Annotated in this window: 12 protein-coding genes and 1 pseudogene; 6 read left to right on the forward strand and 7 right to left on the reverse strand. The window is 66.1% G+C overall.

What is annotated here, in order from left to right:
- On the forward strand, positions 1 to 1,436 hold a 1,436-nt coding region (locus tag AC1D1G_RS34050), incomplete at its 5' end, for an ATP-binding protein (RefSeq protein ID WP_477955528.1).
- 152 nt (positions 1,437 to 1,588) lie between these two features.
- Here the strand turns inward: AC1D1G_RS34050 and AC1D1G_RS34055 are convergent.
- Both AC1D1G_RS34055 and AC1D1G_RS34060 read right to left on the reverse strand, forming a co-directional pair.
- On the reverse strand, positions 1,589 to 2,023 hold the full coding sequence (locus AC1D1G_RS34055; protein ID WP_477955530.1) for an amidohydrolase family protein: 435 nt from the start codon (positions 2,021 to 2,023) through the stop codon (positions 1,589 to 1,591).
- 86 nt (positions 2,024 to 2,109) lie between these two features.
- Entirely contained in the window at positions 2,110 to 2,865 is a 756-nt protein-coding gene (locus AC1D1G_RS34060) for a GntR family transcriptional regulator (protein WP_477955532.1), read from the reverse strand.
- A gap of 166 nt (positions 2,866 to 3,031) precedes the next feature.
- On the opposite strand from AC1D1G_RS34060, the gene AC1D1G_RS34065 reads away from it, so the two are divergent.
- The 4 genes from AC1D1G_RS34065 to AC1D1G_RS34080 are packed head-to-tail and all read left to right on the forward strand — an operon-like array spanning position 3,032 to position 6,232.
- A complete protein-coding gene (locus AC1D1G_RS34065; protein ID WP_477955534.1) occupies positions 3,032 to 3,919 on the forward strand; it encodes a phosphate/phosphite/phosphonate ABC transporter substrate-binding protein in 888 nt (295 codons plus the stop codon).
- Positions 3,916 to 4,704 carry a phosphonate ABC transporter ATP-binding protein gene (phnC, locus tag AC1D1G_RS34070; protein WP_477955536.1) on the forward strand — a complete coding sequence of 263 codons (789 nt, stop codon included), beginning with the start codon at positions 3,916 to 3,918 and terminating at the stop codon, positions 4,702 to 4,704. The genes AC1D1G_RS34065 and phnC overlap by 4 nt, the downstream gene beginning before the upstream one ends.
- Positions 4,705 to 4,706: 2 nt before the next feature.
- Complete coding sequence (gene phnE / locus AC1D1G_RS34075) at positions 4,707 to 5,525, forward strand: phosphonate ABC transporter, permease protein PhnE (RefSeq protein WP_477955538.1); 819 nt, start codon at positions 4,707 to 4,709, stop codon at positions 5,523 to 5,525.
- A complete protein-coding gene (locus AC1D1G_RS34080; RefSeq protein WP_477955540.1) occupies positions 5,522 to 6,232 on the forward strand; it encodes a tyrosine-protein phosphatase in 711 nt (236 codons plus the stop codon). Before phnE ends, AC1D1G_RS34080 begins: the two co-directional genes overlap by 4 nt.
- Before the next feature lie 319 nt (positions 6,233 to 6,551).
- On the opposite strand, the gene AC1D1G_RS34085 is transcribed toward AC1D1G_RS34080, so the two are convergent.
- Both AC1D1G_RS34085 and AC1D1G_RS34090 read right to left on the reverse strand, forming a co-directional pair.
- Complete coding sequence (locus AC1D1G_RS34085; protein WP_477955542.1) at positions 6,552 to 6,824, reverse strand: alpha/beta hydrolase fold domain-containing protein; 273 nt, start codon at positions 6,822 to 6,824, stop codon at positions 6,552 to 6,554.
- Positions 6,825 to 6,987: 163 nt separating this feature from the next.
- Positions 6,988 to 7,101: pseudogene (locus AC1D1G_RS34090) on the reverse strand (hypothetical protein); the annotation flags it as partial.
- Between the two features lie 122 nt (positions 7,102 to 7,223).
- On the opposite strand from AC1D1G_RS34090, the gene AC1D1G_RS34095 reads away from it, so the two are divergent.
- The gene (locus tag AC1D1G_RS34095; protein WP_477955544.1) at positions 7,224 to 7,583 is read left to right on the forward strand and encodes a cupin domain-containing protein; all 360 of its coding nucleotides are present in this window, start codon (positions 7,224 to 7,226) and stop codon (positions 7,581 to 7,583) included.
- A 139-nt stretch (positions 7,584 to 7,722) separates the two neighbouring features.
- Here the strand turns inward: AC1D1G_RS34095 and AC1D1G_RS34100 are convergent, their stop codons facing one another.
- From AC1D1G_RS34100 to AC1D1G_RS34110, 3 genes are all read right to left on the reverse strand, one after another.
- Positions 7,723 to 8,364 (reverse strand): RES family NAD+ phosphorylase, encoded by a 642-nt coding sequence (locus AC1D1G_RS34100; protein ID WP_477955546.1) that lies wholly within the window; start codon positions 8,362 to 8,364, stop codon positions 7,723 to 7,725.
- Positions 8,365 to 8,367: 3 nt separating this feature from the next.
- Positions 8,368 to 9,012 (reverse strand): hypothetical protein, encoded by a 645-nt coding sequence (locus tag AC1D1G_RS34105; RefSeq protein WP_477955548.1) that lies wholly within the window; start codon positions 9,010 to 9,012, stop codon positions 8,368 to 8,370.
- A gap of 1,250 nt (positions 9,013 to 10,262) precedes the next feature.
- Positions 10,263 to 10,892, reverse strand: a 630-nt coding sequence (locus tag AC1D1G_RS34110; protein WP_477955550.1) for an IS3 family transposase, incomplete at its 5' end; no start/stop codon positions are given.

Raw genomic sequence — 10,892 nt, forward strand, 5'->3', positions numbered from 1 at the left:
CTCCTCGACTCCTCGACACGGTGACGTTCCTCGTCGACAAGTCGATCCTGACGAGAGAGGAGTCGGGTTCCGCGGTGCGGTTCCGAATGCTCGAGACCGTCCGCGCCTACGGGCGGGAAAGGGCGCAGGAGAGGGGCGGCTACATCGCGCTTCGCCGTCGGCACCGTGACTGGTGTGAGCGGCTGGTGGTCGAGGCGGAATCCGAATGGATCAGTTCCCGGCAGCTCGCGTTGATCTCCAGACTGGGTCGGGAGCAGCCGAATGTCCGTGAGGCGCTGGAATTCTGTGTGTCCGACAGCCCTGAGTCCGGAATTCGGATCGCTGCCGCACTATGCCCCTTCTGGCTTTCACAGGGGTCGCTCAGCGAGGGGCGCCGGTGGCTCGGTCGCCTTCTGTCCCGCAAGGTGGGTACCCTCACTGTCGAACGAGCCAAAGCGACATTTGCATATAGCCTGATGAGCGGACTGCAGGGTGACCTTCAGGGGTCGGCGGACCTGGTGGAAGCTTGTCGTACGCTCGTCGACCAGTCGAATAACCCCTTGATTCGCGCACACATCGACCACGCCACTGGATATCTCGCACTGTTCGGAGGAAAACTGTCCGATGGACGCTTGCATCTTGAAAGTGCGGTCAGCGTGTACATCGCACGGGACGACCTCTTGTTTCAGGTCCTCGCTCTCGACGGCCTCGGCATCACGTGCGAACTGCAGAACGACACCGAGCGGGCCATCGAATGCTACGAGCACGTGCTCACGATTACGGAGGCGCGAGGCGAATCCGTGCACCGGGCCCATACATTGTGGGCGCTAGCGGTTGCGGTGTGGCGAAAAGGCGATCGCACGCGAGCTACTCGCCTACTTGTGCAGGCACTGAAGACGGGTAGGAAAGTCAACGACCGAATGAAGACCAGCATGTGCATCCAAGCACTGGCGTGGATCGCAGCTGAGGAAGGGGACCCCAGACGCGCGGTCATGTTGGCTGAAGCCGCCGAGCAGTTCAGTCGCTCAGTAGGGAGTTCGACGGTGTTGTTGCCGGACATGCTCGTGTACCAGGACGAGTTCGAACGTAAGACTCGACAGGCGATGACTAAGCAGGCCTTCGCCGCGGCACACCGGGAGGGCAGTATGCTCGGTTTCGAGGCTGCAGTCGCCTATGCCCTGGGCGAGCAGATTCCAAAACTCCCTGCTTCAGCAGCTAGTCCATCGGTCACGCCGACCAAGCGCGAGCGTGAGGTCGCCGCTCTGATCGCCGAAGGACTGACCAACAAGGAGATCGCAGCGCGGTTGGTGATCTCGCCCCGCACCGCGCAGGGGCACGTCGAGCATCTCCTGACGAAGCTGGGGTTCAACTCACGCGCGCAGATCGCGGCATGGGTAGTGGAATCGGCGAAATCGAGCGATACCGCACCGCAGCAACCTCCGCCGGAAAGTCGATGACACGGTTTTACGGATGTTGGAAGCATCTCTGGCCCACTGTGACCGTTTAGACCACTACGGGAACGGGCCGAGTCGTTTCTGACGAGGTGGCGGAGGTTGAGCTTTATGCGGGGCGTCGCCGTTCGTGACCAAATACACCGGCTGCCCTGTGCTTACTTCCGTGGGTTCTCGAAAGTGAACTCTTCGAGGAAGTCGGGAAGGGGGAGTTCGGGTTTTGCGTCGGCGGGAATGGCCGCGGGGTGGACGAACACATATGCCGACCGGCATTGAGCGAGCATCAGTGGTTCGAAGCGGGGATCGCCAAGGTAGGCGCCTTCGTAGGCCGAGAGTAGGCCAACCCAGTCGAGGTGGAGGGTGTCGAGCGCGTACTCGAGTTCCCGAAGGGCGGCGGTGGTATCGCGCATCGGCAGTACGGCCAGGCCACCGAATCGGGTGGGATGCCGCTTGAACAGATCGGCGGTGTAGGTGTTGCAGTAGCGCGACATCTCGGCTGCTTCTGTTTTGGTGAGGAATTCGAATCCTGGGTCCGACACCGAGAGGGCTTGCGCCTGGATGCCGTAGCGGTCCATGAAGTCGATATGGACCATGAGTGCCCTCATTGGTCGAGCTGTTCGCCACTGAACGATCTCGCGGACCTCTGCCTTTGGCCGTGGGCGACAAGATGTTCGGAGGCTCAGTCCGTTTTTAGGTAGTTCGCGACGAACCGTACGCTGTCGCTGCGGCACGACCGGTGGATGTACACAGTCGGGCTGCCGTCCTCGTCGAGATTGAGGCCCTCGCGTAGCAGTACCGGTGCGCCCGGAGGGATTTCGAGTATCTCCGCCACGCGCGGTGACGCAGCCGCCGCGGCGAACGATCTCCAGGCGGCCTTCAGTCGCACGTCATAGACGTCGCGCCATATCGTGTACAGCGGGACGCCGTCCTGCAGGTGCCGGTCGATGCCGGCGAACCGGCGATCGTCCATCCACACCGAGTTCGCGAACCAGGGTTCACCGTCGACCGCGAGCACGCTGTCGATGCGACGTAGCCGGCGGCCTGGCAGATACTCCTCCGCCTGCGGCGCACTGCCCCCGAGCACGATCGCACTGCCCACGGGCGTCTCGCTCAACGTGCGGCCGACTGATGTGAAGGCGGCGCCGAGACCGTCGGGACCGCCGATGTAGCTGGCGGCGAGTTCGATGGGGAAGTGCTGCGGCGGCGGAGCCACGAAGGTGCCCGACCCCTGCCGCGCCACCAGTCGGCCCGCGCGGGTCAGCTCGCCGATCGCCTGGCGGACCGTGAGCCGGTTGACCCGGAGTTCGGCGGCCAGGTCGGTCTCGGGCGGCAGCCGGTCTCCCGGTTCCAGCATGCCGCTGTCGAGTCGCTGCAGGAGGACGTCCTGCACCTGTCGGTAGAGCGGTACCCGGCCTGGCGAGGTTTTGCTCGGCATGCGGCAAGTCTAGAGGACATTCGAGGATGCCTGCGCTTCGACCAAATCGCATATGACCTGTTCAAGACCCATTCACTTGCCGGACATCCGTGAGCGTGGTTTACGCTACTTGTCTAGATGAATATTCGGGCATCAACTTCGAACACTTCTCGGAAAGGCCCCGCCCGTGAGCATCCACCCGACCCTGCGCCGCACCCTGGCCGCCGCTGCCTGCGCGGTCACGCTGTGCGGTGCCGCCGCCTGCGGCGACTCCTCCGCCCAGGACGGCGCACCCGATGTACTGAAGGTGGGGCTGCCGCCCGCGGAGGCCAACGCGGACCTGCAGGCGAAGTTCGCACCGATCACCTCGCTGATCGCGGACGGGACGGGCAAGTCGGTGGATGTGAAGCCGACGAGCGATTACCTGTCGATCGTCGAGGCGATGCGGTCCGGCCTCATCGACGTTGCCGCGTTCAGCCCCTTCCCCACCCCGCTCGCCGAGGCCGTTGCCGGTGTCGAGCCGCTCGTGGTCGCCAAGGGCGCCGCCTACAGTTCGGTGTTCGTGTGCCGCACCGGCACCGGCATCGACTCGATCGACGACCTCCGCGGCCGCAAGATCGCGTTCGTCGACGCCGGCTCCACCAGCGGCAACTACATTCCCAAGCTTCTGCTGAAGCGGGCGGGCATCGACCCCGACACCGACATCGAAGGCACCTACGCCGGCGGCCACGACACCGCCGAACTCGCGGTGAAGCAGGGCTCGGTCGACTGCGCCGCGGACGCCCGGTCCTCGTACCAGACGATGGTCGACAAGGGTGTCATCGACGGCACCGCTCAAAAGATCGTCGCCGAGTCCGACCCCATCCCGGTCTCCCTGGTGATCATCGCGCGCAAGGGCCTCGACCCCGCGATCGAGCAGGGCATCGTCGACGCGTTCGTGGGCGGCGACAACACAGCGGCCCTCGGGGTGGTCGGCGCGACCAGCTTCGAGAAGGCACAGGACAGCGATTTCGCGATCTTCCGCGACGCCGCAACCGAACTCGGTGTGAACCTCGAGGAGCTGTCGCGGAAATGACGACCACACGACACGGTGTGCCGCGGGTGGAGGCCGACGCGGTGAGCTACCGGTATCCGGACGGCACCACGGCCCTGCAGGAGGTGTCGGTGCGGGTGGCGCCCGGCGAGATCGTCGCGGTGCTCGGTCGCAGCGGCGCCGGGAAGTCGACGCTCATGCGCTGCCTCGCCGGTCTCGCCGCACCGACATCGGGGCGGGTGCTGCACGACGGAATCGATCGCGGCGGGCTGCGTGGCCGCGCCAAGCGTCGCGCCCACGCGCGAGTCGGGTTGGTGTTCCAGGAGTTTCAACTCGTCGAACGCGCGACCGTGCTGTCCAACACGCTCATCGGGCGTCTCGCCTGTCAGCCGCTGCTGCCCAGCCTCGTGCACTTCGTCCGGCGCGCCGACCGGGAGATCGCCGTCGAGGCCGTCCGCCGGCTCGGACTCGAGGACCAGCTCCGCAAGCGGGCCGACGCACTGTCGGGCGGGCAGCGTCAGCGCGTGGCCATCGCCCGCGCGCTCGGGCAGCAACCCGACCTGCTGCTCGCCGACGAACCGGTCGCGAACCTCGATCCGGTTCTCGCCCGCGGCGTCGTCGACGACATCGTGCGACTCGCGCGCGTCGAGGGACTCACCGCGGTACTGAACCTGCACGACGTCGACCTGGCGCGAGATGTCGCAGACCGGCTGGTGGGTTTGCGGGCCGGACGCGTCGTCTTCGACTGCCCCACCGCATCCGTGACGACCGCCGACCTCGACCTGCTCTACGCCGATCCCGACCGTGCGCTGGCGGGGGTGCGGTGACCATGACACTCGACACGAAGCCCGCCGAGCAGACCCCCTCGACCGCCGACCTCGCCGCGCTGCGACGGCCGTCCTGGCAGACCGGCGCCGGCGTCCTCGTTGCCGCCGTGCTGGTCCTCTGGTCGGCGCAGGCCACCGAGTTCTCCGCCGCTGCCCTGCTCGACGGGATCCCGCACATCACCGATTTCGTCGGCCGCATGTTCCCGCCCGACCTGTCCATCCTCCCGACGGCGGTCACCCTGATGGGCGAAACCCTCGCGATCGCGGTCATCGGCACCACCATCGGTGTCCTCCTCGCACTGCCGTGGGCGCTGCTCGCGGCCCGGTCGGTGTTCGGTCAAGCCTGGCTCCACCACGCCGCGCGAACGTCGATCAATGTCACCCGGGCCATCCCCGAACTGATGTGGGCGCTGCTGTTCGTCTCCGCGGTCGGGTTGGGCCCACTCGCGGGCACCCTCGCGATCATCATCGGATCCGCCGCGGGGATGGCCCGGCTGTTCGCCGACATCTTCGAAACCATGGACATGCGGGCCTGGGAAGCGGCCGCCGCGGCCGGTGCCACCCGCTCCCAGCGCATCAGCTGGGTCCTGCTGCCGCAGTCCGTGCCGACCATCGCCAGCTACACCCTCCTCGTACTCGACGGGAACGTGCGCGCCGCGTCGCTGCTCGGCATCGTCGGCGCCGGTGGTATCGGCATGGAACTCACCCAGCAACTCCGGCTCTTCGAGTACGGAAATGTCCTCACGATCGTCCTGGTCGTGCTCGTGGTCGTGGTGACCCTCGACCGCGCCGCCTCTTATCTCAGGAAGAAGCTCATATGACGGTGACCGACATCGATGTTCTCCCCAATCTCCGCGATCTGGGTGGCCTGTCCGCCTCCGACGGGCGCCGGACACGTCCCGGAGTGCTGTACCGCAGCGCGCTGCCCGCGCCCGGTGACACACGCCCCACCGTCGTCGCCGAATGGCCGGTCCGGACCGTCGTCGATCTCCGCAGCCCCCGGGAGTTCGCCACCCGTGCACACCCGTTGCAGTCCGACGGCACCGCGGTGCACCTGATCTCCCTGCTCACCGACACCGAAGTCACCGCGCCCAGCCAGGGTGCCCGGCTCGCCGACATCTACCAGGGAATCCTGATCAACGCGGGGAAGCAACTCGCCGACGTCCTGCGGGTCGCGGCCACCGCCCCCGGACCGGTGCTGCTGCACTGTGCCGCGGGCAAGGACCGCACCGGAATCGCCGTGGCCCTCTTGCTGCGCATCGCAGGCGTCGAACCCGGCGACATCATCGCCGACTACGTCTTGACCAACGAACACATGCCGGCCGTCCTGGCGCGGATCACCCGCTTCGCTCCCGAACTCGGCCGGGCGCATCCCCACGACCGCGACCTCCGCGGCGCCGTCCCCGACGCCATCGAAGGGGTCCTGTCGCACTGGGATACGCACCCCGGTGGGGTGCACACCTGGGTGCGCTCGCACGGTGCCACCGATGAAACTATCCGGCTCTGGTCCGCGCGTTTCACCGAATGACAGGGCGACAGGTTCAACGCCGGTGATCTGGTCGCGGCGTCGTTTCCCATATTCAGGGATCAGCCGTCCCCGGGCAAGGCCGCACTGCCCACTTCGAGACGTTGTCCGCGGCCGTTGTATGGGCGAGAGGATTGCGTGCTGAACGACGGTGCCCGCATAGACCGCCGCCCACTTGTCGCGGTCCGGGTCTGTCGTCACTAGCGGTACTCGTTGCTCGATGTCCCAGGTTTCGGACCACCCAACACCGATCGTGAGATCGAACCGAATCTCCTCGGGAAGTACCGACCGGACTGGTTGATTGAGGTTGTCAGTCAGGCCGTCAGGACGGTGTAAGCCCATCGTTGGGGCGAGAGCGGTAGTCAGCGCGGTCATCTGTGACTGGAGGTAGACCCGTGCGATGCCTGTCTTCTTTTCGACCAGATCGAAGCCGTGGTAGGCGCCGGGCGCTTGGTGGAGTGTGCGAAGGGAGCCCGGCGCCTCGCAGTCGGGTGGCGTAGGCGATGTCCTCGTCGTAGAAGAGGTCGTTGGTGCCGACACCGATCCATGCCGGGGGCAGCCCGGAGAGGTCTTCGTACCGGGCTGGCGCGGCCAATGGTGGACGTCGCCGTCAGCGGCTGCGCCGAGATAGGAGCGCCACCCGAGCCGGTTGCTGCTCGGATTCCACATCCGCCGCCGGCTCCGTCGAGATCTTGCCGCACCGCGGTCCGGTCATCGAGCATTGAATAGGACAGTACCTGCAAGACCGGGTCAATCAAGCCGCGCTCCTTCGCAAGTAACGTCAGCGCAGCGGCGAGACCACCGCCGGCGCTCTCGCCCCGATCGCGTGTACCGCCGTCCCACCTACGGGCCGCCGCTCGGTATTGCGGCACACGATAGTGCCCGCCCAGAATTGAAGTGTCAGAACCTTCGATTCAACCCGCGGTTCCCGATTTGGCCGGTCGGAGGTCCGCCGCATCGGTGGGTGCCGCCTCACGACTTGGGAGGACAGCCGATGTCCGGTCTGATCCGCAAGAGTCTCGATTCACCCGAGGAAACCCGCCCCTTCGAGGACGGGATGGGCAAGCTCGAACTGGTCAACGTCACGTCCGGCGCGGTGGGGAGGGCTTTCCAGCCCGGATGGCGGTGGTCCAAGCACGTCAAACCGATCGCCAAGACGGACAGCTGCCAGGCCGCGCACATGGGTTACGTCATCTCGGGTCGTATGAAGATCGTCATGGACGACGGGGAGGACATGGAGTTCGGCCCCGGCGATCTCATGATTTGCCCGCCCGGACACGACGCCTGGATTCTCGGCGATGAGCCCTGCGTGGTCATCGACTGGACCGGCGTCGCCGACTACGCCAGGCGGTAGAGGGCAGGCAGTCCCGAGAACGTCGAGCAGGGCCTCGCTCGAACCGACGTCGACGCCACCGACAGGTACCTCGAATCACGCAATCGTGTGGAGGCTCGGTGCCGTCGTGGCTGTAGCTGGAGATCCCCGTGCGCGGCGGTCAGACGACGTGGTATCCCAATTCCACTGCCGCGCTGTCGATACGGCGTGCGAGTCCGACGTGGGACAGTGGCAGTGAAAGCGCCGGGTTGGTGGGGAAGGCGTTAGCGGCGTGCTCGAACAGTGCCACGCACAGCTCACCGGCGAATCTGCCGCGGTACGCGATCCCGTCGAGGTGCGGGTAGGCGCGGTGGATCGTCCTGGCCCACGCCTGGGATTGGGAGTGCGGGCCGGAGTCGAGGGAGTGATTGCATCCGAGCCGGGTCGGCCAGGTGCCGCCGGAGAACCCTCCGAGATCGAGCAGGGTGAGTGGGCGGTCCAGGGTTAGTGCTGAGAGATACGGGGTGCGATGGAATCGGTCGATCACTCGGGTTTCCTGGAAGACCTCGGCGAGGGCGCCGCGCGGGCTACTGGCTCCGTACCAGATGCCGTACTTGGGGTGGCCCGCTCGCGGCCGTGGGTGATGGTCGAAGCGCAGCAGTGGCCCGTATGTGCGGAAGCCGTGCCACGGCAGCACGTGGGCGCCGTCGGTGGGGTGGATACGCCAGAGACGGCGTGTGGTGGCCGCGATGGTGACCAGTTCGTCGTCGCGGACCCCCTGATCGCGCATGTCCGCGATCGAGGGTGGGGTGGTCGTGGCCACTAGCTAAAGGCTCGTCGCGCGTTCGACGACCTCGAGGACGGTGGGGAGGTCGTGCTCTGCTGCGGCGGAGGTGAGGAACTCGACGACCGATGCGGGGTGACCGTCGACGGTGAGGTCAACGCGGGGCAGGGTCAGCACCGCGTTGACGGTGAGGGGGTGCAGGTCGGCTGGGAGCTGGGGCAGGATCTGGTCGAGGTACGGGACGATCCCGGTCTCGGTGAATTGCACCTTCGGGTATAGGCGTCCTCGTCGATCGACGTCGTCGAGGGCCCAGAGTTTGTGTTCGATCGAGGTGAGTTGGCGGACCCGGGGCGCCTTCACCTTCAGCAGGTCGGCGACCTCGGCGGCGGTGAGGGCGGTGCGACGGAGATCCCTCATGGTCTGTGCCCGTCCCAGTGCGACGGAGAAGCTGGCTCGTTCGCCGTCGTCGGTGAGGCCGGCTTCGTCGAGTAGGTCGGCGTCGTGACGCGTGAGCGCGCCTTGCGGTTGCAGGGCGCCCAGGGACGCGAGGTAGCCAAGAGCCGTGGCGACCGTTGCTCTGTCGATCGGGTGTCCGATGGTGCGGGTCAAGGCGTCCTCGAACGACAGCGCGCCGGCGGCGTACTGCTCTGCGGCAACGCGGGCTTGACGATCGTCTGCGACAGTCACAAGTGATCTCCTAACGCTCACTAACAGTGTAATTCAGCGTTGATTTCTTGGCTACCGGAGGCCCGGAACTTACATGGCCCGCTGCGATCCACCACGATCGGGACGCCGGGACCAGGCAAGACGGGGAGAGAGAACCGGCACGGAGCATCAGCGGCGGCGAAGACGCTGCCGTGGCATCTGTACCTGATGCGGGACGGTGATCCCGCTGTTCGTCGCACCCGCGCTCGCAGTCGAGTCCCGCGCGAGGTCCTCGAACACCATCAGAGACGCGCATTCGCGCGGCCTGCCCGGCGACGGCTGAGTCGCCGAGGTTTGCTCACCTCTGCCCGACCGCGGCACCACCAATATTCGGACCGCGGTGATGGCGTTTGGCGAGGTGGCGCCGTCGTCATGGTCGGCTCCCTGCTGCTGGCCGCGGCCGCGAATGCGGCGCCGGATTGGGGACGGCGAGGGAGGACCTGGACGCGGCGGACGTCCTTGCCGGCGGTCCCCGTATCCGTTCCGACCGCCGGTCCTTCGACCCATGCTCGTCACACCAGCGGTATGTCTTGGTCGGTGGGCATTGGCCGAATCGGGTGCCGTTCGGGCATGCGGCGCGGTGCAAGGGTGGGGGTCGAGACCGGTGTGACTCTTGTGGACGATCAGGTTGACCGCGTACGGCGCGGCCTACGTGATGGCTGGAGAGTTTGGATCCATTCGGGGCGCGCGTCGAGCAGAACCGGGACCGCCTGCACCCCGGTCCGCCTCGGGTGTCCGGGGCGGTAGAAGCTGTGACGGGGACCGGCGATGCCGCCGGCTGGACCCTCTCACAAGACCCTCTACCGCAAGAACTCCCCACAATTGAGAGGTCGGTCGGTGGAGTCAGAAATTAGGTTGCGCGCGAGGGGATTCGACGCTTTCAACGTATGCGATCGCGGGCACGATAGTCGATGTCCGACCTCATCGACTCCTCGAGGTCGACGTTTACCCGGGGTATGTCCTCCTGATCATCTCGACGGTTTTCCGGTGGCTGCCGGTCAGGCCGTTGAGATCGTCGAGGCCGGCTCGGACGTTCTGTGTGTCCGTCGGCACGAGAACACCGGTGCGCACCCAGACGTCGGACGGTCGGATAAGGCAGTTGGTGGTTGCGATCGGCACTTTGTGGCTGAGGAGGAACTCCACCACGTAGTGCAGGGTGAGAGAATCACGGGACAGGCGGCTGAGAGATGGGGGACTGCCCCCACCCTGGTTGACACACGGGGTGTGCAGTTTCAGGCCGCGTGTGCGGTCTGATGGAGCGTCTCATATTCGACGGGTGTCAGTCGACCGAGACCGCGTTGCCGGCGACGCCGGTGGTAGGTCTTCTCGATCCACYCGACGATCGCCAACCGTAGTTCCTCACGGCTGCTCCAGCGGCGACGGTCGAGGACATTGCGTTGCAGCAACGCGAAGAACGATTCCATCGCGGCATTGTCACCACATGCCCCCACCTTCCCCATTGATCCTTGTAAACCATTGCAGGTCAGCAATTCTACGAAGATYCCGGAACGGAACTGGCTGCCGCGATCGGAATGTACGACGGTGCCGTCCGGGTTGCGGAGCGCAATGGCATTTCGCAGCGCCGAACATGCCAGGTCCGCGGTCATCCGGTCGGCGATCGAATAGCCGACGATCCGGGTGGAGAAGCAGTCCTTGATCGCGCAGAGGTAGAGCTTGCCCTCATCGGTCCAGTGCTCGGTGATGTCGGTCAACCACAACCGGTCGGGCTGCTGGGCGCTGAACTGCCGCCTGACGAGGTCGTCATGGACCGGTGGCCCGGAGCGGCGATGAAGTCCTCGCTTCTTGGCGAACACCGAGAAGATCCGCTGCTGCGAACACAGCCGGTGGACGCGGTTCTCGCC

Source organism: Rhodococcus sp. P3_B8 (assembly GCF_056402775.1).